Raw genomic sequence first — 22647 nt, 5'->3', positions numbered from 1 at the left:
AGTCCTGACTTTTCGGGCAGGACTTTTATCTGCTGGGATAAAACTAAGGGGGTTAATTCCGCAGCCTTGGCGCCTGAAGCTGCTGGCGAATCGTTCTCGCCAGCTCATCCATTGAAGGTTGTTCAGGGTGTTCGTCGCTGGATTCGCTGCTTAGCTGCGCTTCCGCAAGGTAAGTGTGAACCGGCTGCCCATCATCGTCTTCCATAACCACGTGATACCAGGGGGCCATGCGCAGTTCGTCGTTAGCGGCGATTTCGTCCTCTTCCGGCTCTGCGAGCGAGTACTCAGGATCGACATCCACAATGACGCCCAGGTAACCCAGGAGCGTGTGGCGAACCTGTTGGCCGATACCGAATTTGCTGGCTATCATAAGCACCTCCTGGGAAACGTGATTACCTGCTATATGCGGGCAGATTATCCACTTTTCAACTTACATGATGCGGCAGGCAAACCCTTTCAGATACAGCCCTTCCGGGTAGGTTGCAATCACCGGGTGATCGGCAGCCTGACGGAACTGTTCTATAAATTGTACATCACGCCCGGCATCCAGGGCGGCATCGGCGATGATTTTCTGAAATAAATCGGTGGTCATCAGGCCGGAGCAGGAGAAGGTCAGCAGCACGCCGCCGGGGTTCAACAACTGGATCGCCAGCATGTTGATGTCTTTATAGCCGCGGCAGGCGCCCATCAGCTGGCTTTTGTTTTCAACGAACTTCGGCGGGTCCATCACAATCACATCGAACTTCTCGCCCTGATCGCGATATTTACGCAGCAGCTTGAAGACGTCATCACGGACAAACTCCGCTTTCGACAGATCCAGCTTATTCAGCTCAACGTTCTGTTTTGCGACGTCCAGTGCTTCCTGTGAGGTGTCAACGCTGACCACCTGACTGCAGCCACCCATCAATGCGGAAATGGCAAAACCACCGGTATAGGAGAAGCAGTTCAGCACACGCTTATCAGCAACATAACGACGCGTCGCCAGACGGCTGTCGCGCTGGTCGAGGTAATAACCGGTTTTGTGACCGCCCTGAATGTCCACCAACAACTGCATACCATGTTCGGTAATCGGCAGCAGGGCAGGCGGCAGTTCGCCGACGACCGGGCCTTGCGCCAGATCCAAACCCTCTTTTTTGCGCACCGCGACGTCGCTGCGATCGTAGATAGAGCAGTTCGGGAATAGCGTTTGCAGCGCGCTAACGATAGGCGCACGCTGATATTCCGCACCGGCGCTCAGCAGCTGCAGAACAAAAAAGTCGCCAAAACGGTCGATGGTCACGCCCGGCAGGCCGTCGGATTCACCGGCAATCAGACGATAGCTATCAAGGCCGTCGCGGGCCGCCAGACACTCGCGCCAGGTTTGCGCCTGCTGCAGGCGACGCTCGAAGAAGGCGTTATCGATGGCTTCATCGCGATCAAAGCTCCAGACGCGGGCGCGGATCTGTGAAGAAGGAGAGAACGCCCCGCGGGCCAGCCATTTTCCCTGTGAATCAACGATATCGATGGTTTCACCGGAACGGGCTTTACCTTCCATCCGGGCGACAGCACCGGAGAAAATCCATGGATGGCGACGCAGCAGGGATTTCTCGCGTCCTTTGGTTAACACTAAGCGGGGAAAAACGGAATCTGTCATGGGGCTACCTTTAAGCAACAGGGATGTCGGCACCGAAAAATGGCGCGTAGGTTAGCACAAGTGGCCGATGCAAGCACCATTCCACCGGTATTGACAGGTGAGCGTTTCGGCACAAAACACAGGCGCTTTGGCACAATAAAAATCACGCCGGGATCTTACAGTGTTTTCCTCACGCATGGAGGAAAACACAATGAAAACAGAATTAAAATTAGTGGCTGCGATAATGGCTATGATGAGCGGCGTGGCGATTGCCGCCCCCTTTAGCGTCAGCAGTGCGGATATGCGCGAAGGTGCGACTCTGGCGCAGGCGCACTGGTTTGGCGGCTTTGGCTGCTCAGGCGGAAATATCTCGCCGCAAATCGCCTGGAAAAATGCGCCTGCGGGCACCCGCAGTTTTGCAGTGACCGCTTACGACCCGGATGCGCCAACCGGCAGCGGCTGGTGGCACTGAACGGTCGTCAATATCGCCGCACAGGTGGCGAGTTTGCCCGCTGGCGCTGGCGATAAAAATAACGTAAAACTGCCTGTCGGGGCGGTACAAGGGCGTAATGACTTTGGTTATGCGGGTTTTGGCGGCGCGTGTCCACCTGCCGGGGATAAACCTCATCGCTATCGCTTTACGGTGTGGGCGCTCGACACGCCGACATTGCCCATTGATGGTGAAGCAAGTGGGCAATGTCGGTTTTATGTTGCATAGCCACGTAATCGCCAGTGCGGAATTAACGGCTATAGCCGGGCGATAAACAAATTAAGGGTGGCCTGATGCGGAGTATCTACCGCCCGTTTTCGCCAGCATTATGGCGTATTGCCCAAGCATGTACATTGAAAGAATTTGCTATCCTCAGTAATGAGTTCATTAGCCGAAAAGGAGAGGGAACATGGCAACGGTTTGCACGATGGCGTGGGTATACGGCTCCGTTCAGGGCGTCGGCTTTCGCTATTCAACCCAGCGTGAGGCGCTACGGCTCGGGCTAACGGGTTATGCGCGTAATCTTGATGACGGTGGCGTGGAGGTTCTCGCCTGTGGCGAATCTCAGCAGGTGGATAAGTTAATTGACTGGCTGAAGGCCGGTGGGCCACGCAGCGCGCGGGTCGACAGAGTGCTGGCAGAACCCCATCAACCCACCAGAGAGTGGCTAAAATTCGCCATTCTGTATTAGATGCATTTGACCGGTTTGGGCAGCCCGGCAATTTTTGTCGCCTGCTTAGCCGGGCCTTTCGGGAACAGACGGTAAAGGTAGCGGCTGTTGCCTTTCTCTTCGCCGAACTTATTCGCCATCGCTTTCACCAGCATACGAATGGCTGGTGAAGTGTTGAACTCCAGGTAAAAATCGCGCACAAAGCGCACCACTTCCCAATGCTCAGCGGACAGGGTAATCCCTTCCTGCCCAGCGATAACTATCGCCATCGCTTCATTCCACTGGGTGGTATCTTTCAGATAACCGTCGTTATCGGTCTCAATTTCATTGTCTTCAAAGATAAACATAATTTTTCACATACCGCTGAAACTGGCGGCAGTGTAGCAAAAAATAAGGCCCCGCATAAGCGGGGCCTCGGAACTGTCGGGGAGAAGGTTAGTCTCTGCTGGCGAAGCCAAGGATGCTCAGCAGGCTGACGAAGATGTTGTACAGCGAGACGTACAGGCTAACGGTCGCACGGATGTAGTTGGTTTCACCGCCGCGGATGATGTTGCTGGTCTCAAACAGGATGGCGCCTGAAGAAATCAGGATAAACACCGCGCTGATCGCCAGGTGCAGAGCTGGCAACTGCAGGAAAATGTTCGCGACCATACCGATAAGCACGACCACCACGCCCGCCATCAGCATCCCGCCAAGGAAAGACATATCTTTGCGCGTGGTCAGCACGTAGGCCGAGCAGCAGAAGAACACCAGCGCGGTACCGCCCAGCGCCAGACCAATCAAATCGCCCATGCCTGCAGACAGGTAAGCGTTAAGCATTGGCCCCAGGATATAACCCAGGAAGCCAGTAAAGGCGAATGCCGACAGAATACCGACCGGCTTATTCGCTGTTTTATAGGTCAGGAACATCAGGCCATACATACCGACCAGCGTCAAAATCAGACCAGGAGAAGGTAGCATTAGCACGGTGCTGGCCGTCGCCGTAATGGCGGAGAATGCCAGCGTCAGGCTAAGCAGGAAATAGGTGTTTCGCAGAACTTTGTGCGTGCTGAGCAGCGATGAACGGTCACGCGACGATGTAATTATACGATCCATGAGTCACTCTCTTATGACAGATGTAATTAATAACCAAGCATAAAAAAAGCAGAGCTGAAGCCATAGTGCTTTTACCCATCTTTACTTAGCCCTGAACGGCTTTGTATAGCATATTATTCCGTAAAATATCACGTGAATAGCATGTTCTTATGTTCAGTTTGAAAAATTAGATCTAAACCTGATAAGTAACTGAAAAATATTGTGTTATTGCCATTCTACGACTAAGTCTGGAGAGGGTACAAACCAAACGTAATAAAGGCAAGGGATATGAAATCACAAAAATATAATCACATCACACGTGTGTTACTGGCGGTCGGCCTGTTCTCAATGGTAATCCCGGCGCTGGCCGCCCATGTGCCGCCGGGAACGGTATTGGCAGAGAAGCAGGAGTTAGTCAGAAATAACGGTAGCGAGCCATCATCGCTGGATCCGCATAAAGTCGAAAGTGACGTTGAGTTTAATATCCTCAGCGATCTCTTTGAAGGATTGGTTAGCGTTTCACCGGCGGGGGAGATCCAGCCTCGACTGGCGGAAAAATGGGAAAATAAGGATAACACCGTCTGGACATTTCATTTACGCCCAGGAGTGACCTGGTCCGACGGTTCGGCAATCACCGCGCAGGATGTTGTCTGGAGCTGGCAGCGCCTGGTCTCACCGCTTACCGCTTCCCCCTATGCGAGTTATCCTGGTAACATGCATATCGTCAACGCTGCGGAGATCGCGCGAGGGCAAAAAACGCCCGAGACGCTGGGGGTGAAAGCCATTGATGACACGACTCTTGAGGTAACTTTGAATCAGCCGAATGCGGCGTTCCTGGCAATGCTGGCACACCCTTCGATGGTTCCACTCGATAAAGTGCTCATCGCGCGTTATGGCGATAAGTGGACTAAGCCGGAGCACATGGTGACCAGCGGTCCCTATAAGCTCTCAACCTGGGTAGTGAATGAACGCATCGTGGCCGAGCGCAATCCGCGCTACTGGGACAATGCGCATACCGTTATCAATAAGGTGACATGTCTGCCGATAAGCTCCGAAGCCGCCGATGTGAATCGCTATAAAGCTGGTGAGATCGATATTGTTTATACCGTGCCGATTAATCAGTTTGCCCAGCTTAAGAAAACCATTGGTAATCAGTTGGATGTTTCGCCGCAGCTGGCAACCTACTATTACGAGTTCAATACCACCCGTCCACCGTTTAACGATCCCCGTGTACGTCGCGCGCTGAATATGGCGCTCGACAAAGATATTATCGCCGAGAAGGTGCTGGGGCAGGGACAGCGTCCGGCATGGCTTATCAGTCAGCCGGAAGTTGGTGGAGTCAAACTGCAAAACCCGGAGTATGCCAGCTGGCCGCGCGATAAACGTATTGCCGAGGCGAAAAAGCTGCTGAATGAGGCGGGCTATAATGAGGCCCATCCACTGGTGTTTTATCTGCTCTACAACACTTCGGAATCGCACCAGAGAATTGCCATTGCTGCCAGTTCGATGTGGAAAAAGAATCTTGGCGTTGAGGTCAAGCTGCAAAACCAGGAGTGGAAGACCATGCTCGATACCATGCATACGCATAATTTTGACGCTGTGCGCTATTCGTGGATTGCCGATTATGATGACGCGGCGACTTTCCTTAATAACTTCCGTACTGGCGATAGTGAAAACACTACCCAATACAGCAATCCTGCCTACGATGAGGCGCTGCATAATGCGGCCAAAGCGGCTGATGCGGCGACCCGAGGTAAGTTCTACCAGCAGGCCGAGGATATGTTGGGGCAGGATGTACCTGCCGTTCCGGTTTATCACTATGTGCGCACACACCTGGTGAAGCCGTGGGTGGGTGGGTTCATGCCTGACAAGCTGGGGTATTACTACACCAAAGATATGTACATCAAAAAACACTAACGCAGAGACGGTGCTTTTCGCTGAAATTCTGCGCAAACCGCCTGAATTTCAGGCGAATAGCACGATTTTGTTTATTTTTAAGGCGGTTGAATAAAATCGTGCTTTACAGCCCGAACGGAGGTGTTTATAGTGCGCCTCATTGGAAGCGTGGCCGAGCGGTTGAAGGCACCGGTCTTGAAAACCGGCGACCCGAAAGGGTTCTAGAGTTCGAATCTCTACGCTTCCGCCAAATAAAACAAGGGGTTACCGAAAGGTAACCCCTTGTTGCTTTGGGGTATTGGAATACTGTTGGAATATTCTGTTGGAATATTTTGAGGTTCAAGACCAAAAAAAGCCCGCCTGAGCGGGTTTTTTTATGCCTGTTTTTCAAGAAGTGGGGCATCGAGAGAAGGGGTGATCTTTACCTTCCTGTCGTACACCAATGTAAGTATCCCTGAAAAACGAACCATTCACTTTTAGAGATCTTCCGACATACTGATTATGTCCCCTGAGGAGATCGCTATGCGTAAGATCCGATTCACCGAGCACCAGATCATCGCCGTCCTGAAATCCGTCGAAGCTGGCAGGACCGTCAAAGATGTGTGTCGCGAAGCCGCTATTTCCGAAGCCAGTTACTACAACTGGAAGGCGAAATATGGTGGGATGGAAGCCGCTGATATCAAAAAAATCAAAGATCTTGAGGACGAGAACCGCCGGCTTAAACAGATGTTTGCGGACCTGAGTCTCGAGTGCCGTGCACTGAAAGACGTTATCGAAAAAAAGCTTTAAAACCAGCGATAAAGCGGGAGCTCGTCAGCTATCTGACGGCACAATTTGCCATGAGCATTCGCCAGGCGTGCAGGACATTATCGCTGAGCAGGACGGTATATTTTTATCAGCCCGATACCCGGCGCGATGAACCGGTGATCCAGAAGCTGACAGAGGCGGCTGAACGCTATCCCCGCTACGGATTTAAGAAGCTTTTTCAGGTGCTGCGCAGGCAGGGTAACACCTGGAACCATAAACGCGTTCACCGGATTTACTGCCTGCTGAAACTGAATTTTCGCCGTAAGGGAAAACAGCGTCTGCCGGTGCACAATCCTGCTCCGCTGGCGACGCCAGAGGCGATGAACCAGAGCTGGTCCATCGATTTTATGCACGATGCGCTGGTGTGCGGCAGACGCTTCCGGACTTTTAACGTGGTGGATGATTTTAACCGCGAAGCACTGGCGATCGAAATTGACCTGAATATCCCGGCGCAGCGGGTCGTGAGAGTGCTGGACAGGATCGTGGCAAACCGCGGATATCCGCTGAAGATGCGGATGGATAACGGCCCGGAGCTGGTCTCGCTGACACTGGCACAATGGGCAGAAGAACATGGTGTAATGCTGGAATTTATCAGGCCCGGCAAGCCAACGCAGAATGCCTTTATCGAACGGTTCAACCGGACATACCGGACAGAAATACTGGATTTTTATCTGTTCAGAACACTGAATGAAGCACGGGAAATTACAGAGCGCTGGCTGGCTGAATATAACGGCGAGCGCCCCCACGAATCCCTGAATAACCTGACACCGGAAGAGTACCGGCTGATGGCTGAAACCCCGGAAATCTCAAAAAGTGCGTGGAACTAAAACGGGTGTGCTTACAATGATTCTCCACTCAGACGAGGAAAAAGTCGCCGAAGCCCATTTTCTTCAGCCCGCGCCGATAGGCGATAGAGCTGCGATCGGCGGGGATATGCGCTTCGAGGGTTAAATCCAGCGGTAATCTTTCCGGGCGCTGGGTCTCCACCATCAGGCGATCTTCCTCAAAGACGCGCAGGTTAAACGCGTGGACATCTTCCACCGGCACGTGCAGGTCGAAATTGCGTGCGATGGGTGCGAACATCTGGGTTATCCGCGAGGAAACCGGTGAGGCGGCGTTCATAATCACCAGCCTGGCGTCACCGGGGAAATGAATCGTCAGGGTGGCGGTAAACGGCAGATGCATCTCGAAACGGCGCAGCCACTGGAAGCCTTCCGGCGCGCGAAATTCGGAGCTGGCGGGATAGTTGCCGACCGAACTCCAGTAATCGGCGATAAAACCAAACGCCGTTTCCTGCGGATTGTAGTTCGGCACCACCTGATTATCCGGGTCGGCGAAGGTATCGGTATGGATCCACGCAAAATGGGCGACATCAAGAAAGCCCTCTACCTGGCGGCCCGCAAAGCCGTTGACTTCAAATGCCGGGCAGTTAATTTGCTGGAAGCCGTCGTCGTGCCAGTGCGGCATCACCGGTAGCGGCATGGGATTTTCCGGGTCGAAGGCCAGGCAGGTCCAGATCAGCCCATAGCGCTCCTCCATCGCAAAAGAGGTGAGGTTAAGCTTTGCCGGCACCGGCTGGTCAGGACTGGAAGGGATGCGGTTACAGCGGCCATCTTCGCCGAAGCGCAGGCCATGGTAGGGGCAGACGATCCCTTCCTCATCATGAAAACCGAGCGTCAGCGGCACGCCGCGATGGGGGCAGACGTCGCGAGCGACCACCACCTGTCCCTTAATTCGATAGATAACCAATTGCTCATCAAGCAGGACGGCTTTCACCGGCGCGGGGCCAATATCGCAGGCGCGGGCGACCGGGTGCCAGCATTTCGCCAGGCGCAGCCAGTCTTCAGGCTCAAAGGTGCAATGGGCGGGTGGGGTGGGTTGTTGTCTGTTCATGGCTTCTCTTCCTGCTCACAAAAAACATTTGTTTAATTGTTGTGAGTTTATTGTTGCCATATTAGGGTGTTGACATCCATCGCCATTAAGTCAGTTAGCTGTTGCAAAAAAGAGAACAGGTACTCATGAGCCCATTTTCGCGTTTTGCTCTCTATTTTGCCGAAGTAGCCCGCAGCGGCAGCCTGCGGCGGGCGGCGGAAAAACTGCATATTTCCGCCTCGGCCATTAACCGGCAAATTTTGCAGGCGGAAGAAGCCTTCGGCACGCCGCTGTTTGAGCGCCTGCCGGAAGGGCTGCGCATGACCACCGCCGGAGAGTTGCTGTACAACGACCTGCTGCGCTGGCAAAAGGAGTTTCATCTGACGCGGCAGAAGTTTGATGAGCTGCAGGGGCTGAAGCGCGGTACCGTTAGCGTTGGTATGGTGCAGGCGCTGGCGGAAGGATGCTTTGCCGCCGCGCTGGCGGAGATCATCGCCAGCTGGCAGTGGCTGGAGCTGAATCTGCAGGTGGCGGACAGCCATACCGTCAGCCAGAAGGTGCGGCAAGCGGATCTCGATTTTGGCTTGATTCTGGACCCCGAAGGCCAGGCCGGGCTGAGCGTGCTGGCCTTTGCAGAGCTGGAGATGGGCGTGGTGATGCGCCCGGCTCATCCCCAGGCGCATGCTGCGATGCTCTCATTGGGTGAACTAAGCGAGGAGCGGCATATTCTTCCCGGTGCGCCGCTGATCGTCCATGAGCGGGTTGCGATGCTCTATCGGCATTATGATTTTTCTCCGGCGAACAGCATCAGCTGCAACGATATCCGGCTGATTAAGTCGCTGGTGCTCAAAGGCAGCGGTGTGACCATCCTCAGCCGCCTGGACGTGCTGGATGAGGTAAAAAGCGGGCAGCTGGCGTTTGTCCCGCTGCGCAACAAGTTGCTACGACCTCTCACCCTGGCCCTGTGTACCGCTCCCTCGCGCCAGCTTTCCCGCCCGGCGCAAATGGCGATTCAGAAACTCACCGCGGTGATGGAGGAGATGCAGACGCCATCCCCTGCGGACGAGTAGCCCGGACAGATGCGCAGCATCGCCTCCGGGAAGATTCTACAACACCCTCCGGTCTTCCCCCGGGCAAGGCGTTTACGCCGCGAGCCGGGAAGGGCGCAGATGCCAACATCTTTACCCCAACGGGCCGCCCTGAATGGTTTCGCACAGACCGTTGATAATCCGCTCACCGGTCTCGGTTTTCAGCTCCTGGTACCAGGCTTGCGTCTGCGCCATATCTTTGCCATGGGTCACATCACAACGTTTACGCGCTTTCAGCACCAGGTCGCGAACCCGGTCGCGGCGCAGCGCTTCATACTGCTGCAATCCCCCGGCAATATCGTGGCTCTGGCGGAACAGATCTCCCAGCACCACCGCATCTTCCATCGCCGCGCAGCCGCCCTGGCCGATATCCGGGGTGGTGCTGTGCCCGGCGTCGCCCAGCAGAGCGACCCTACCGCGGATCAGCTTATCAAACGGCTCAATATCATGGATTTCAATCCGGTTGGTGGTCTGCGGATCGAGAGCAGCAATCAGCTTCTGCACCTGCGGCGCCCAACCGCTGAAATAACGGCTGAGATCCGCCCGCAACGTGTTGCGATCCTCAGCAAGCCCTGCCGGAAGCGGAACATCAAAGAAAAAGTAAAACCGCCCATCAGAAATCGGCATCAGCGACACGCGTTTGCCCTCGCCGACAAAGGTCGTCCACTGATTACCCGGCGCAATCGCCTCATCGATTTCTACCAGACCATTCCAGTTAACGTAGCCCGCGTAGCGCCGCTCCGGGCTAAAGCCGAGAACGTAAGGGCGCAGCGCTGAATGGCTACCGTCGGCGGCAATTAAAAAATCCCCCTCAGCCATCGACCCGTCGGTAAACCAGACGCGAACGCCGTCAGCGTGTTCTTCGCAGCGGGTGACCCGTTTACCAAACTGCACGTCATCGCGCCCCCAGAAGTCGAGCATTTCTCGCTGCAACTCGGTGCGGGACACCGGGCAGGGACGACCTCCGGTGCGCTCCACCAGCGGAGCAAGGCTGAACTGGGTAAGGTTCTCTCCCCGCAGGTAATCCTTGTAAGCCAGAAAATGCATCGGGCCGCCGTAGTTCTCGATAATCTCGCCCATGCCCAAATGCTGCATACACTTCACGCCGTTGGGCCAGATAGAGATAGCCGCGCCCACCGGCTTAATTTCTTTAACTGCTTCAAACACTTCGCAGTCTACGCCTGCATTTTTCAGCGCCACCGCCGCGCTCAGGCCGCCAATTCCGCCGCCGATAACTAATGCTTTCATTTACTTCTCCTTTGCCTGGGTCGTTATTGGCTTGAGCAATTTGCGTACCACCCTGTTGAACGGCGATATTTACGGCAAAGGGCGGCGTAAATGCGCCAAAGTAGTGCGTTTTGCCACCGCGAGTGCCTTTTTATGAATCAAAAATTGCTAATTGAGTTATGGGGAATCTATTGTTTCACGTGGGGGCGGTTTGGCGTGGTTTATGCAAGGTTCAGGTTGTGAGTAAGGCTAAAGGAGCCACTATGATTTCTCTGGAACGCTTTAATCAGCTCAGTCAAGACGATGCTCGCGCTGTGCTTCAGCCTTGCGTAGCGCTTCCAATCTGGTCAGCGTCGCTGATACAGGCACGACCATTTGCTAATTTTGCCGTGCTGCTCAGCACCGCGCAGCAGCTGATGCAGGAGTGGGGGGAAGCGGAGCTGAATGAGGCGCTGAGCGCCCATCCGCGTATCGGCGAGAAGCCCGCAGGGCAAGAGGCGCATGCGGCGCTCTCACGTCAGGAACAAGGGAACGTTAACGATCGCGATGTCCGGCTGACCCAGGCGCTGAAAGAGGGCAATGCCCGCTACGAAGCACGGTTTAGCCGGGTCTTTTTGATTCGCGCCAAAGGGCGCAGCGGGGATGAGATCTTAGCGGCGTTATCGCGTCGGTTGCACAACGGCGATAGCGAAGAAGTACAGGACGCGTTAGCGCAACTGCGCGAAATCACCTTATTAAGACTGGAAGGAGTTATTGGCGAATGAGCACCTTAAGCACCCATATTCTGGATATTTCTACCGGTCAACCGGCACAGGGCATCAGGGTTGTGCTGGCGCGGGAGGGCGTGCGTATTGCTAGCGGCGTTACCGATAATAATGGCCGTATCGGCGCGTTCGGCTCGGGGCCAATGACTGTAGGGCGTTACCAACTGACGGCGGAGATTGGCGAATGGTTTGCCGCCAGCGGGCGCGAGACGCTGTATCTGAACGCGCAGATTGATTTTGCCATCCGCGAGGCGGCGGACGACCATTTTCATCTACCATTTTTAATTGCTCCCGGCGGCTGGTCGACCTATCGCGGCAGCTAAATTCCCCCGGAGGTGGCGCTGCGCGCCTGTCCGTATATGGACACCTCCCGTTATGCAAGACATCTTTTCATCTGTTTAACGCGGTAAGTTGCGTGCGTATATCCGGCCTCTCTTTCGATACCGTCGTATCCGGCCATGATGTTATCTGCGCACCTTCTTCCTGTCGGGCTAGCGGCTTTGTTTTTCAGGGAGCCTGCGGCCAGCGCGGATTTTAAGGTGCCGGTCTTACCTGTTACTCATCTGCTTCAATGTCTTCGCAATCTCACGACAGGTTACTGCTTTTTTACTCCATGGGTTACACACTGCCGGTTAACCGGCTGCCTGTAACCCATGGTAATCTTCTTCCCGACTCAGGATGGACCACGCTATTCGTGCATTCTTGTTCGCCAGCGCCACTGTCGCAATGTTTCGGTTACGCCTTTCTGCCAGCGCTTTCAGCCACTCGCTTCGTCTGTCCGTTTTCTCTTTACAGGCTTTTAACACCGAACGAGCTCCGTGTATCAGCAGCGTCCGCACATAGCTGTCTCCCCGCTTGCTGATGTGCCCCAGTCGCTCTTTCCCTCCGCTTGAGTGCTGACGCGGAACCAGACCCAGATACGCCGCCATTTCACGGCCATTTCTGAACTGCCGGGCATCACCCACTGCCGCCACCAGCGCACTGGCCACCACCGGTCCCATGCCTTCTATCGCCAGCAGCCGTTTTACCCGGATATCTTCACGGGCCGTCTGCTGAAGCCAGCTGTCATGGTGCGCTACCCGTTCATCCAGCCCCTTTAACTCTTCTGCCAGTTCACACAGCAGCCGCATAAAGCGGTCATCCCATTTATCCTGCTCCGACAGTATCTCAGGCAACGCTTTGCGCAACCGGTTTATCCCCACCGGCAGCACCAGACCGAACTCACCCAGGAAGCCCCGAATCTCGTTACTCAGCGCCGTTCGTTCACGAATGAGACGCGCCCGGACCCGATGCTCAGCCTGCAGTGTCTGTTGCCTTTCGTTTTTCATGGCAACAAAGCGCATGCCGGGGCGGCTGATAGCCTCGCAGATAGCTCCAGCATCATTGGCATCATTTTTGTTGCCTTTGAGATAAGGTTTAACGAATTGAGGGGGAATGATACGCACGGAATGACCCATGCGAGTCAGTTCGCGAGCCCAGTAATGGGAAGAGCCACAGGCTTCAATGCCGATAAGGCAGGGAGAAAGGCGGGTAAAAAATGCCGTCATGGCGTCACGACGTAAAGCCTGACGTAAGACGACCTGTTCATGGTGATCTACCGCGTGTATCTGAAAGATATTTTTAGCCAGGTCGAGACCAATGCGTTTAATATTCATGATGGGCACCTCCTCCGGGACTCTGAAGTTAACACCTCAGTCTGGCACTTTGATGCCGTAAGGTAGGAGGTGTCCATCACATCGGGCTACGCGTCCGCAGCCGCTTGTGGTCAGGTAGCCCGGGTAAGGCGCTTGCGCCGCGACCCGGGAAAAAGCTACTCCGCTATTGCATCACCCCATACGCGCTCGCCGTTCACCCACGTCTCGCTGATATTACGCTCATCGCCCAGGGTCATCAGGACGAACAGCTGCTCATAGATATCTTTGCAACGCCCGTTGCGTAAGCGCTGAAGAGGCGTGACCGCCGGATCGATAACCACAAAATCGGCTTCTTTTCCAGGCTGGAAATTACCAATCTTCTCATCGAGACGCAGGGCGCGCGCGCCGCCGAGAGTGGCATGGTAGAACGCTTCGCTGGCGCGCAGGCGGTAGCTTTGCAGCTGGCTCACTTTATACGCCTCACCGAGGGTTCGCAGCATACTGAAGGTGGTGCCTGCGCCAACATCGCTACCGATACCCATCCGCACCTTTTTTTGCCAGCAGGTCGGTAAACGAAACAGTCCGCTGCCGAGAAACAGGTTTGAGGTCGGGCAAAAGGCCAGCGCTGAACCGGTCTCGTGCAGGCACTGCCACTCTGCATCCGCCAGATGAATACCGTGGGCGAATACGCTGCGCTCGCCGGTCAACCGATAGTGATGGTAAACATCAAGATAGTGCTCATGTTCCGGCCACAGGCTTTTCACCCAAGCGACTTCGTTGAGGTTTTCGCTCAGGTGGGTATGCAGCCAGGTATCGGGAAACTCTTCCCGCAGCTGCTGCACCGCTGCCAGCAGCTCCGGCGTCGAGGTTGGCGCGAAGCGTGGTGTAATGGCGTAGCCAAGGCGGCCGCGCTGGTGCCAGCGCTGGATCAGCTCGCGGGTTTGTCGGTAGCTTTGCTCTGCGCTTTCGCTCAGATAATCCGGCGCGTGGCGGTCCATCATCACTTTCCCGGCGAGCAAGCGCATATTCAGCCGTAGCGCTTCGCTAAACAACGCATCGACCGATTGCGGATGCAAAGTGCAAAATACCAGCGCGGTGGTGGTGCCGTGGCTCAGCAACTGGTTAACGAAAAATTGCGCGATCTCCGCGGCGTAGTCGGCGTCGGCAAACTGGCTCTCCACCGGAAACGTATAGGTAGTGAGCCACTCCAGTAGCTGCTCGCCGAATGCGCCAATCATTTCGGTCTGCGGATAATGCACGTGGGCATCGGCAAAGCCGGGGAGCAGCAGCTTACCGCGCAGGTCGCGATAGCCCTTCAGCGGATGCAAATATTGTTCGCCCTCCTGCCAGGGCAGCAGCGCCTGAATGCACCCGTCCCGGAGAAACAAAATACCATCCTCCAGATAGCGCGCGTGGCGGGCGATATCGTCAGCGCTATCGGCAACAGCGGCGATATCGAAAAATGCGCCGCGAACTGCGGCATGGTAGTCCATCATCTTGGCTGCCTTGTGGATTAGCGAAAGGATAGGTTAATTGAGCAAGATTGATGCCAGTTTGCGCAGGAGGAGAACCGCCGCGACAGGATGCCGCGGCGGGGGGAGCAGAATCACTCTTTCTGGGCGAGAGCGCTAAAACCGGCAGTGGCGCCGACCCGTTCGTCGCGGGCAATCCAGCGATAGGCCGCGCCGCTCAGGAACACGCCGATAAACCAGCTAAAGTTAGCCACTTCGTGCAGGGCTGGAATAAAGCTGATGATCAGACCAATAGCGACGGAGGGCACCAGCGCGGCGATAGCTTTCGGATTAAAGCCGTTGCGGTACCAGTACTGGCCTTTTGGCGTGTCATCGAACAGGTCGTTGACCGAAACCTGCCCGCGCTTAATGATGTAAAAATCGACGATCAGGATACCGAACAGCGGGCCGATAAACGCCCCCAGGACGTCGAGGGTGTAGTGGATAAGCTCCGGTGAGTTAAACAGGTTCCACGGCGTCAGCAGGATTGACCCGACGGCGGCAATCATCCCTCCGGTACGGAAGCTGATTTTCTGCGGCGAGCAGTTCGAGAAATCGAACGCCGGAGAGACAAAGTTAGCCACAATATTAATCCCGATGGTGGCGGTGATCATGGTCAGCAGGCCAATGGCGACCGCCAGGTCGTTGCCCACGCGGCTGACGGTTTCAATCGGGTCGGTTATCATGCGGCCAAACAGCGACTGGGTGCCGGAAACAATCACTACGGTCACGATAGAGAACAGCAGGAAGTTGAACGGCAGGCCCCAGCGGTTGCCGCGGCGGATCTCGCCCATGCTTCTACCGTAGCGCGAGAAATCGCCAAAGTTGAGCAGCGGACCGGAGAAGTAGGAGACCACCAGCGCGGTGGCGGTGATCATCTGCCAGGTTTGCTCCCCGGCGCTCAGCGATTTGCTGGCGAGGGTAAAGGAGATCCCGTCAAAACCGGTTTTGTATACAATCCATCCCGCTAACGCCAGCATCACTACGTAGACCGCCGGACCGGCAATATCGATAAAGCGCTTAATGGCGCTCATCCCGTGCCAGAACACCATTGCCTGCAGTAGCCACATGGTGGCGAAGCACAGCCAGCCCAGATGCGACAAGCCAAGGAAGCTGGCTTCGGTGAACGTCGACAGCGAAGGAAAGAATTTCAGCAGCACCAGCATCAGCGCGTTGGCCGCCAGATAGGTTTGAATTCCGTACCACGCGAAGGCGATAAGTCCGCGGATCACCGCCGGAATATTGGCCCCGAAGACGCCAAACGCCTGACGACAAATCACCGCGTAGGGGACGCCCGCCATCTGGCTGGGCTTCGCCACCAGATTCGCGCACAGCTGAACGATACAAATCCCCACCAGCAGGCACAGCAGCACCTGCCAGCTTGCCAGGCCAAGAGTAAAGAAGCTCGCGGCAACCACATAACCCCCCATGCTGTGCACATCCGACATCCAGAAAGAAAAGATGTTGTACCAGCTCCAGTTCTGGTCGCGCGTCGGCGCCAGATCCTCATTGCAAAGTCTTGGGCTGTATCCAGCGTGGGGATCAGCGGCCTTAACCTGGTGCGTATTTTGTGTATTTGGCATGAAACCTGCTCCTGTAAATGAAAACCCGTTTAAATGGATTGCAGGGGTTGTTGCAGGATTCAGGCCAAAACAGTTAATTTTGTATGCAATAATTTATTTTTATGTATACGATTTGGCATCGAAAAGTAAAAATTGGAGTGGTTAATGAACAACCAACATCGCCTGCAGGCCGCGCCAGAGCTGCATGACAAAGACGAATCAATCTATCAGGCGCTGATGACCGCTATCGTTGAGCATCAGCTGCCGCCGGGAAGCAAACTGCCGGAAGAGGCCCTGGCAGAGGTGTTTGGCGTGAGCCGTACGGGGATCAGAAAAGTGCTGCAGCGACTCGCCACTGTGCAAATGGTCACTTTGACGCCCAAACGTGGTGCACAGGTCGCCAGCCCGACGGTAGAAGAAGCGCAGGAGATCTTTCGCACCCGCGCGTTGCTGGAGGTGGCGAATTTGCCGGATGTGCTGGCGCGCTGCCAGCCGCCGCATCTGGCGGCGCTGGAAACCATTACCCGTCAGGAGCAGCTGGCGCACGAAAGCTATAACGGCCCGGCGGCGATCCGCTACTCCGCCGAGTTTCATATACAGCTACAGGCGATTTCCGGCAATCAAGTGCTCACCGAGATGGTGACCCGCCTGAGCCAGCGCTCTTCATTAGTTATTGCGGCATGGGGATCGCCGTGGCGTCAGGGCTGCCGCTGTGACGATCATGAACAGCTTATTCAGCTATTACGCGACAAAGCGCTGCAGCCTCTGAGCGATGCGCTAACGCACCATTTTGAACATATTGTCGCCAGCCTCTGCTTTGAGCGTTCTGGCGTGACCTTACCTGATTTTGCCCGGCTGTTTGCCGGTTATAAGGAGCCGTAATGGCCGCTATTTGTATACAAGTGATAAATCCCAATACCAGCCCCGGGATGACGGAAACCATCGGTGCCGCCGCGCGGGCGGTTGCCGCGCCGGGAACCGAAATTCTGGCGGTCTGCCCCAGCGAGGGCGTGCCGTCAATAGAGGGCCATTTTGATGAAGCCATTGCCGCCGTCGGCGTGCTCGAGCAGATCAACGCCGCTCGTCAACAGGGGGTGGATGGTCACGTGATTGCCTGTTTCGGCGACCCGGGTCTGCTGGCAGCGCGTGAACTAGCGCAAGGGCCGGTGGTGGGGATTGCGGAAGCGGCGATGCATATGGCGACGCTGGTCGCCACCCGTTTCTCCATCGTGACCACGCTACCGCGCACCTTAATTATCGCTCGTCATCTCCTGCATCAGTATGGTTTTCACGACCACTGCGCCGCGCTGCACGCGATTGATTTACCGGTGCTGGCGCTGGAAGACGGCAGCGGTCTGGCGCAGGAGAAGGTGCGCGCGCGTTGTATTCAGGCGCTAAAGGAGGATGGCTGCGGGGCTATCGTGCTGGGCTGCGGCGGAATGGCGACGATCGCTCAGGAGCTGACTCGCGAGCTGCGCGTGCCGGTAATTGATGGCGTCAGCGCGGCGGTCAAAATGGTTGAGTCGCTGGTGGCGTTAGGTCTGTCGACCAGCAAGTACGGCGATCTAGCCTTTCCCGAAGCTAAGGCGTTGAGCGGCAAATTTCAGGCATTAAATCCATTTTAAATTGAAGAGGTGGTAGATGGCATTTTGGGCAGACGATTATCCGCGCGACCTGCGCGGCTACGGCGGGCAGCCGCCGCACGCGCAGTGGCCGAACAACGCGCGGGTTGCCGTGCAGTTTGTTTTGAACTACGAGGAGGGTTCGGAAAACCATGTGCTGCATGGTGATGCCGGTTCCGAACAGTTTCTGTCCGACATCATCGGTGCCGCCAGCTATCCCGACCGTCATATGTCGATGGACTCATTATATGAGTACGGCAGCCGCGCGGGTTTCTGGCGCATCCATAATGAGTTCAGCAAGCGTGGGCTGCCGCTGACCGTGTTCGGCGTCGCCATGGCGCTGGCGCGTCATCCCGAGGTGGTCGAGGCGATTAAAGCGGCGAACTATGACGTGGTCAGCCACGGCTGGCGCTGGATCCATTACCAGAATATGCCCATTGAGCATGAGCGGGAGCATCTGAATAAAGCGGTGCAGGTATTAACCGATCTTTTTGGCAAACCACCCACCGGCTGGTACACCGGGCGCGATAGCCCCAATACCCGCCAATTGGTGGTTGAACACGGCGGTTTTGATTATGACAGCGATTATTACGGCGACGATTTGCCGTTCTGGAGCGAAGTGGCGTGCAGCGACGGTACGCGTAAGCCGCATCTGATCGTGCCTTATACCCTCGATGCCAACGATATGCGCTTCGCCACTGCCCAAGGGTTCAATACCGCCGAGCAGTTTTACACCTATCTGAAAGACAGCTTCGATGTGCTGTATGAAGAGGGGGCCAGCGCGCCGAAGATGATGTCTATCGGCATGCACTGCCGCCTGCTTGGGCGTCCGGGCCGCTTCCGTGCCCTGCAGCGTTTTCTTGATTATGTTCAGCAGCACGACCAGGTTTGGGTCTGTACCCGTCAGCAGATTGCCGACCACTGGCGCGAATTTCATCCGTTTGGTGGGTAACGTTGTTCCCCGGGTCGCGCCGCAAGCGGCTTACCCGGGCTACCGGCCTGCAGGCGACGCTGAACCGTAGCCCGGGCAAGGCGCACCGCGCCGCCCCCGGGGTAAGGCCGCAGAGTGTTGCAGGATTTCCCGGAGGCGAAGCGCCACCGGGAAATGCACAAGGACTTAACTCATCAAACTGACCTGGGCGGCGACGATGCGCCAGCCAAAGGGGAAACGCACCCAGGTTTGCTGCTGACGGCCAATGCGCTCGCTGCCTGCTCGGGTGAATTCCGTGCTGCACACCGCGTAATCTTCACCGAAAGTGGTGATGGTGGTGTGCCGCAGTTCGCGCTGCAAACCGGCCGCAGGACGGGCGGCGCGGAAGGCGCGTATTTCGTCGATACCGTATAAGTTTTCCCCGGCTCCCAGCCGTACCGTGCGCTTATCGTGCCAGAACAGCTCATCCAGCACCGCAATATCATTGCTCACCAGCGCCTCCTCATAGCGGTAAAACGCCGCCGTTACCTCGGCGAGGACGAGCGGGCGGTTAATATGCTCTTGCGTCATCATGCTGCTATCTCCGCAGGTCGGGCATCGGTCATGCCCATTTCTTCCAGCGCCCGCGCCACGCGCAGGCAGGCTTGTTCATTAAACGGCGCGGCAATTAATTGCAGGCCAATCGGCTGCCCGCTCGCCGTGCGCAGCGGTACCGTGGTCACCGGTAACCCAAGGAAAGAGATAGGCTGGGTCAGCATTCCCATACTGGCGCGAATGGGCAGCGGCTGGCCGTTGATCTCCATCGTCTGCGCGCCGATGAGCGTGGCGCTGCAAGGCGTCGCTGGGGCGATCAGCACATCGGCGTGGGCGAACAGGGCTTTGAACGCCAGCTGCGCGTGGCGGCGGAAGCGCTGGGCCTGAAGATACCAGGACGCTGGAATCATCGCCCCTGCCAGCAGGCGCTCGCGGGAATTTGGCTCAAAACGTTCAGGTTCGCGGCGCAGGGCTGGCAGGTACTGATTTCCCCCCTCGGAAGCGCTGATAATAAACGCTGCCGACCGGGCCAGTTCGGCCTCCGGGAAGATCAGCTCTTCATGCGCCCCAAGCGCCTGGGCTACGCGGGCGACAGCGGTACGCGCATCGTTATCGCACCAGGTTGAAAAATAGCCGCCGAGGGTGGCGCAGCGCAGGCCTTCCAGGCCCCGCAGCAGCAGATTAGCCGTGCGTTCGCTGGCCTTGTCGGCCTGAAAACCATCGGCGGGATCGCGGCCCTGTAGCGCATCATAAACAGCTGAAAGGTCGCAAACGCTGCGGGCAAACGGGCCGATATGGTCGAGACTGGCGACGAACGGATGGCTACCGGATCGCGACAAGCGGCCAAAGGTCGGCTTCAGGCCAAATATCCCGCACAGCGAGGCCGGGACGCGAATAGAGCCGTTGGTATCACTCCCCAGCGAAAAATGCACCAGCCCGGCGGCCACCGCTGCCGCCGAACCGCCTGAAGAACCTCCGGCGATCCGTGAAAGATCGTGCGGGTTATGCGTCGCCCCGTAGTGGCTGTTTTCGGTGGTAAAACCGTAGGCGTAGGCATCCATATTCAGCATGCCGGATAGCAGCGCGCCCGCGCTATGCAGCTGGCGTACCGCCCAGCTATCGGCAGTCGCCGCAGGACGGTCGCTCAGCAGCTGTGCTCCGGCAAGGGTCGTGTGCCCGGCGACATCAAACAGATTTTTCACCGCATAGGGAACGCCAGCCAGCGCGGGCAGAGGCTTTTTTTCCCGCCGCAGGGTGTCGATATTCTCCGCCTCAGCCAGCATTCGCTTTTCGCTGACATGGGTCCAGGCGTTGATTTGCGGGTTAACGCGGGCGATGTTCTCCAGCGTATGGCGGGCAATCTCTTTGGCGCTGAGTTCACCGCTGGTCAGCGCGCGCTGTATTTCGTGAATCGTCATTTCATTGAGCTTCATGCTTTATACACTCCGGCAATTTCGACCCGCTCGTCGAGGGGGAAGACCAGCAGCGGCCCGGCCATCGCGGCAATGCGGCTGAACTGCACCCTGAGCTCTGCGCGGCGTTCATCGTCCAGCTCCAGCGCCAGCAGCTGTTCCATTTGTGTGAGATAAGCATCCCATTCGGGTTGTGGTGTGTTCATCATCGGCTCCTAATATCCGGCGGCGGAGCCGTTGCTGCGCGGATCGCTGGCCCCCTCAAACAGGCCATTGGGGTGGCGAACAATCGCCCCGGCGTGGCCCATGACTTCGCTAAAATCGGCCAGAACTTCAACGTCGTGCCCCAGCTCGCGCAGTTGGGCGATGCTTTCAGCGCTGAAGCGGCCCTCCAGCTTGAGTGAGTCCGAAGTCTGCCCCCAGGTGCGCCCCAGCAGCCAGCGCGGCCGGGTGATGCTCTCCTGCAGTGGCGCATTTTGCATTACGTAGCGGGTGAAGATGGCGGCCTGGGTTTGCGGCTGGCCGTCGCCGCCCATCGAGCCGTAAACCATCACCCGGCCATCGTTTAGCCGTGCGGCGGCGGGGTTCAGGGTATGGAACGGTTGTTTACCGGGGGCCAGCGCCAGCAGGTGGCTCGGGTCAAGGCTGAACGACGCTCCACGGTTCTGCCAGACGATCCCGCTATCCGGCAGCACCACGCCGCTGCCGAACTCGTGGTAGAGGCTCTGGATAAAGGAAACCGCAAGGCCGTTTTTATCGATCACGCCCATCCACACCGTATCGCCCGGACCTTTGCCTGTGCCCCACGGAGCGGCCTGCTGGTCGTTGATTTTATCCGCCAGCGGCTGTAGCGCGGTGGGTTCCAGCAGGCTTTGAATATCGACATCCAGGTGGCGTGGGTCGGTGATATGCGCGTCGCGCAGACTGAAGGCCAGCTTGGTGGCCTCAACAATGCGGTGGACGGTCATCGCTTCGTCAGCCTCGGCCATCGCCAGCCGGTCGGTAATGCCGAGAATGGCCAGCGAAACCAGCCCCTGAGTCGGCGGCGCGAGGTTCCACAGTTCGCCGTGCTGATGATCGAGCCGGAGCGGCAGCGGACGGCGGGCGCGATGCTGCTGCAGGTCGCTGAGGGTCACCGGCAGCCCGTACTTTTCCATGCCGCGAGCCAGATGCTCCGCCAGCGGCCCGCGATAGAAGCTGTCTAATCCTTCCTCTGTTAAACGACGCAAGGTGTTCGCCAGCGCCGGCTGTAAAAAGCGGCTGCCGGCTTTCGGCGGCTGGCCGTCGACCAGATACGTTTCGGCAAAGCCGGGCTGGTCGCGCAGCTCGCTGAATTTACCGGCGGTTGCGCTGGCCTGCGAGGCGGTGACCGGGATGCCGTTTGCTGCGTAGCCGATGGCGTCCTCCAGCAGGCGCGTCAGCGGCAGCTCACTTGCGGTTAAATCGCGCGAAATCTTCAGCGCTTCATCCCAGCCGCTAACGGTACCCGCCACGGTCAGCGCTGCCTGCGGGCCACGATGGGGAATGTGCGCCAGCCCGGCATAAGCCTGCATTGTCGCCCGCGAACCCGCCGCGCCGCTGGCGTCGATGGCAATGGGGTCGCCCTCGGGCGGGACGATAAGCCAGAAACCATCGCCACCGAGTCCGTTCATATGCGGGTAAACCACGGCAATCGTCGCGGCGGCGGCGACCATGGCTTCGATCGCGCTTCCTCCTTCGCGCAGAACCGCCAGCGCGCTTTGGCTGGCCAGATGATGGGGGGCGACCGCCATCCCGTGGGCGGCAACATGACTTTGCATGGAGTGTCCTCAATTAACAGAATCGTTTGCTGAGGGTTGCAAAAGCTGTTCCATGTCTGAACGTAAAGTTTCAACCGCTGCCGACACCGCGCATTTTTTGCGGAACTGGCATGCATTATGAAAGCGGATACGGTTATGATGC

General features: G+C 56.9%; 21 protein-coding genes, 1 tRNA gene and 2 pseudogenes. 11 read left to right on the top strand and 13 right to left on the bottom strand.

The annotated features are described in order from the left end of the window. Nucleotides 1-52: 52 nt before the first annotated feature. Complete coding sequence (hspQ, locus tag HV213_RS18225) at nucleotides 53-370, bottom strand: heat shock protein HspQ (protein WP_181482782.1); 318 nt, start codon at nucleotides 368-370, stop codon at nucleotides 53-55. A 60-nt stretch (nucleotides 371-430) separates the two neighbouring features. Further along, on the bottom strand, nucleotides 431-1633 hold the full coding sequence (gene rlmI / locus HV213_RS18220) for a 23S rRNA (cytosine(1962)-C(5))-methyltransferase RlmI (RefSeq protein WP_181482781.1): 1203 nt from the start codon (nucleotides 1631-1633) through the stop codon (nucleotides 431-433). Nucleotides 1634-1823: 190 nt separating this feature from the next. On the opposite strand from rlmI, the pseudogene HV213_RS18215 reads away from it, so the two are divergent. Together HV213_RS18215 and yccX are read left to right on the top strand one after the other, a co-directional pair. After that, nucleotides 1824-2376, top strand: a pseudogene (locus tag HV213_RS18215) (YbhB/YbcL family Raf kinase inhibitor-like protein). Between the two features lie 135 nt (nucleotides 2377-2511). Beyond that, nucleotides 2512-2793, top strand: a complete 282-nt coding sequence (gene yccX / locus HV213_RS18210; RefSeq protein ID WP_181482780.1) for an acylphosphatase — start codon at nucleotides 2512-2514, stop codon at nucleotides 2791-2793. On the opposite strand, the gene tusE is transcribed toward yccX, so the two are convergent. Together tusE and yccA are read right to left on the bottom strand one after the other, a co-directional pair. Beyond that, nucleotides 2790-3119 carry a sulfurtransferase TusE gene (tusE, locus tag HV213_RS18205; protein WP_181482779.1) on the bottom strand — a complete coding sequence of 110 codons (330 nt, stop codon included), beginning with the start codon at nucleotides 3117-3119 and terminating at the stop codon, nucleotides 2790-2792. The two genes, yccX and tusE, sit on opposite strands and share 4 nt — an antisense overlap. Nucleotides 3120-3207: 88 nt before the next feature. Then, a complete protein-coding gene (yccA, locus tag HV213_RS18200; protein ID WP_112215297.1) occupies nucleotides 3208-3867 on the bottom strand; it encodes an FtsH protease modulator YccA in 660 nt (219 codons plus the stop codon). 267 nt (nucleotides 3868-4134) lie between these two features. Between yccA and HV213_RS18195 the strand changes: the two genes are divergently transcribed. From HV213_RS18195 to HV213_RS18185, 3 genes are all read left to right on the top strand, one after another. Further along, entirely contained in the window at nucleotides 4135-5763 is a 1629-nt protein-coding gene (locus HV213_RS18195; protein ID WP_181482778.1) for an ABC transporter substrate-binding protein, read from the top strand. Nucleotides 5764-5904: 141 nt separating this feature from the next. After that, nucleotides 5905-5992: transfer RNA gene (locus tag HV213_RS18190), tRNA-Ser, on the top strand. A gap of 272 nt (nucleotides 5993-6264) precedes the next feature. Continuing rightward, a protein-coding gene (locus tag HV213_RS18185; RefSeq protein WP_411195475.1) for an IS3 family transposase occupies nucleotides 6265-7376 on the top strand; the annotation gives its coding sequence in 2 pieces (ribosomal slippage) (nucleotides 6265-6526 and nucleotides 6526-7376; 1113 coding nt in all). A 28-nt stretch (nucleotides 7377-7404) separates the two neighbouring features. Here HV213_RS18185 and hpxD read toward each other — a convergent pair. Then, nucleotides 7405-8442 (bottom strand): molybdenum cofactor-independent xanthine hydroxylase subunit HpxD, encoded by a 1038-nt coding sequence (gene hpxD, locus HV213_RS18180; protein WP_181482776.1) that lies wholly within the window; start codon nucleotides 8440-8442, stop codon nucleotides 7405-7407. 125 nt (nucleotides 8443-8567) lie between these two features. Between hpxD and hpxR the strand changes: the two genes are divergently transcribed. Beyond that, complete coding sequence (gene hpxR, locus HV213_RS18175; protein WP_181482775.1) at nucleotides 8568-9491, top strand: LysR family hpxDE operon transcriptional regulator HpxR; 924 nt, start codon at nucleotides 8568-8570, stop codon at nucleotides 9489-9491. 111 nt (nucleotides 9492-9602) lie between these two features. Here hpxR and hpxO read toward each other — a convergent pair whose 3' ends face one another. Next, a complete protein-coding gene (gene hpxO / locus HV213_RS18170) occupies nucleotides 9603-10757 on the bottom strand; it encodes an FAD-dependent urate hydroxylase HpxO (RefSeq protein ID WP_181482774.1) in 1155 nt (384 codons plus the stop codon). Nucleotides 10758-10999: 242 nt separating this feature from the next. Between hpxO and uraD the strand changes: the two genes are divergently transcribed. Then, nucleotides 11000-11500, top strand: a complete 501-nt coding sequence (gene uraD, locus HV213_RS18165; protein WP_181482773.1) for a 2-oxo-4-hydroxy-4-carboxy-5-ureidoimidazoline decarboxylase — start codon at nucleotides 11000-11002, stop codon at nucleotides 11498-11500. Continuing rightward, entirely contained in the window at nucleotides 11497-11823 is a 327-nt protein-coding gene (uraH, locus tag HV213_RS18160; protein ID WP_181482772.1) for a hydroxyisourate hydrolase, read from the top strand. Before uraD ends, uraH begins: the two co-directional genes overlap by 4 nt. Before the next feature lie 309 nt (nucleotides 11824-12132). Here the strand turns inward: uraH and HV213_RS18155 are convergent, their stop codons facing one another. The 3 genes from HV213_RS18155 to HV213_RS18145 all read right to left on the bottom strand — a co-directional run bounded on the left by HV213_RS18155 (nucleotide 12133) and on the right by HV213_RS18145 (nucleotide 16228). Further along, complete coding sequence (locus HV213_RS18155; protein ID WP_181482771.1) at nucleotides 12133-13155, bottom strand: IS110 family RNA-guided transposase; 1023 nt, start codon at nucleotides 13153-13155, stop codon at nucleotides 12133-12135. A gap of 155 nt (nucleotides 13156-13310) precedes the next feature. Beyond that, nucleotides 13311-14630, bottom strand: a complete 1320-nt coding sequence (gene guaD, locus HV213_RS18150; protein WP_181482770.1) for a guanine deaminase — start codon at nucleotides 14628-14630, stop codon at nucleotides 13311-13313. A 110-nt stretch (nucleotides 14631-14740) separates the two neighbouring features. Further along, entirely contained in the window at nucleotides 14741-16228 is a 1488-nt protein-coding gene (locus HV213_RS18145; protein WP_181482769.1) for an NCS1 family nucleobase:cation symporter-1, read from the bottom strand. 144 nt (nucleotides 16229-16372) lie between these two features. On the opposite strand from HV213_RS18145, the gene HV213_RS18140 reads away from it, so the two are divergent. From HV213_RS18140 to puuE, 3 genes and pseudogenes are all read left to right on the top strand, one after another. After that, entirely contained in the window at nucleotides 16373-17089 is a 717-nt protein-coding gene (locus tag HV213_RS18140) for a GntR family transcriptional regulator (RefSeq protein WP_181482768.1), read from the top strand. Beyond that, nucleotides 17089-17997: pseudogene (hpxA, locus tag HV213_RS18135) on the top strand (allantoin racemase). Before HV213_RS18140 ends, hpxA begins: the two are co-directional and overlap by 1 nt. Next, entirely contained in the window at nucleotides 17882-18781 is a 900-nt protein-coding gene (gene puuE / locus HV213_RS18130; protein ID WP_228288632.1) for an allantoinase PuuE, read from the top strand. The pseudogene hpxA and the gene puuE overlap by 116 nt, the downstream one beginning before the upstream one ends. Before the next feature lie 165 nt (nucleotides 18782-18946). On the opposite strand, the gene hpxZ is transcribed toward puuE, so the two are convergent. From hpxZ to hpxW, 4 genes are read right to left on the bottom strand one after another with little or no spacing between them, the layout of a single operon-like run. Next, on the bottom strand, nucleotides 18947-19333 hold the full coding sequence (gene hpxZ / locus HV213_RS18125; protein ID WP_167492792.1) for an oxalurate catabolism protein HpxZ: 387 nt from the start codon (nucleotides 19331-19333) through the stop codon (nucleotides 18947-18949). Next, entirely contained in the window at nucleotides 19330-20727 is a 1398-nt protein-coding gene (locus tag HV213_RS18120; protein WP_181482765.1) for an AtzE family amidohydrolase, read from the bottom strand. Before HV213_RS18120 ends, hpxZ begins: the two co-directional genes overlap by 4 nt. Then, on the bottom strand, nucleotides 20724-20912 hold the full coding sequence (gene hpxX / locus HV213_RS18115) for an oxalurate catabolism protein HpxX (protein ID WP_181486449.1): 189 nt from the start codon (nucleotides 20910-20912) through the stop codon (nucleotides 20724-20726). Before hpxX ends, HV213_RS18120 begins: the two co-directional genes overlap by 4 nt. A gap of 9 nt (nucleotides 20913-20921) precedes the next feature. Then, entirely contained in the window at nucleotides 20922-22505 is a 1584-nt protein-coding gene (gene hpxW / locus HV213_RS18110) for an oxamate amidohydrolase (RefSeq protein WP_181482764.1), read from the bottom strand. Between the last annotated feature and the right edge of the window lie 142 nt (nucleotides 22506-22647).

This window comes from Klebsiella sp. RHBSTW-00484, assembly GCF_013705725.1.
In the GTDB taxonomy this organism is placed as follows: domain Bacteria; phylum Pseudomonadota; class Gammaproteobacteria; order Enterobacterales; family Enterobacteriaceae; genus Klebsiella.
Note: the sequence above shows the minus strand (reverse complement) of the source record. Positions and strands in the feature narration are given on the sequence as shown.

Excerpts from the sequence above, each read along its gene's own strand:
- hspQ (WP_181482782.1), bottom strand. The coding sequence starts at position 370 with ATGATAGCCAGCAAATTCGGTATCGGCCAACAGGTTCGCCACACGCTC.
- rlmI (WP_181482781.1), bottom strand. The coding sequence starts at position 1,633 with ATGACAGATTCCGTTTTTCCCCGCTTAGTGTTAACCAAAGGACGCGAG.
- yccX (WP_181482780.1), top strand. The coding sequence starts at position 2,512 with ATGGCAACGGTTTGCACGATGGCGTGGGTATACGGCTCCGTTCAGGGC.
- tusE (WP_181482779.1), bottom strand. The coding sequence starts at position 3,119 with ATGTTTATCTTTGAAGACAATGAAATTGAGACCGATAACGACGGTTAT.
- yccA (WP_112215297.1), bottom strand. The coding sequence starts at position 3,867 with ATGGATCGTATAATTACATCGTCGCGTGACCGTTCATCGCTGCTCAGC.
- HV213_RS18195 (WP_181482778.1), top strand. The coding sequence starts at position 4,135 with ATGAAATCACAAAAATATAATCACATCACACGTGTGTTACTGGCGGTC.
- hpxD (WP_181482776.1), bottom strand. The coding sequence starts at position 8,442 with ATGAACAGACAACAACCCACCCCACCCGCCCATTGCACCTTTGAGCCT.
- hpxR (WP_181482775.1), top strand. The coding sequence starts at position 8,568 with ATGAGCCCATTTTCGCGTTTTGCTCTCTATTTTGCCGAAGTAGCCCGC.
- hpxO (WP_181482774.1), bottom strand. The coding sequence starts at position 10,757 with ATGAAAGCATTAGTTATCGGCGGCGGAATTGGCGGCCTGAGCGCGGCG.
- uraD (WP_181482773.1), top strand. The coding sequence starts at position 11,000 with ATGATTTCTCTGGAACGCTTTAATCAGCTCAGTCAAGACGATGCTCGC.
- uraH (WP_181482772.1), top strand. The coding sequence starts at position 11,497 with ATGAGCACCTTAAGCACCCATATTCTGGATATTTCTACCGGTCAACCG.
- HV213_RS18155 (WP_181482771.1), bottom strand. The coding sequence starts at position 13,155 with ATGAATATTAAACGCATTGGTCTCGACCTGGCTAAAAATATCTTTCAG.
- guaD (WP_181482770.1), bottom strand. The coding sequence starts at position 14,630 with ATGATGGACTACCATGCCGCAGTTCGCGGCGCATTTTTCGATATCGCC.
- HV213_RS18145 (WP_181482769.1), bottom strand. The coding sequence starts at position 16,228 with ATGCCAAATACACAAAATACGCACCAGGTTAAGGCCGCTGATCCCCAC.
- HV213_RS18140 (WP_181482768.1), top strand. The coding sequence starts at position 16,373 with ATGAACAACCAACATCGCCTGCAGGCCGCGCCAGAGCTGCATGACAAA.
- hpxZ (WP_167492792.1), bottom strand. The coding sequence starts at position 19,333 with ATGATGACGCAAGAGCATATTAACCGCCCGCTCGTCCTCGCCGAGGTA.
- HV213_RS18120 (WP_181482765.1), bottom strand. The coding sequence starts at position 20,727 with ATGAAGCTCAATGAAATGACGATTCACGAAATACAGCGCGCGCTGACC.
- hpxX (WP_181486449.1), bottom strand. The coding sequence starts at position 20,912 with ATGAACACACCACAACCCGAATGGGATGCTTATCTCACACAAATGGAA.
- hpxW (WP_181482764.1), bottom strand. The coding sequence starts at position 22,505 with ATGCAAAGTCATGTTGCCGCCCACGGGATGGCGGTCGCCCCCCATCAT.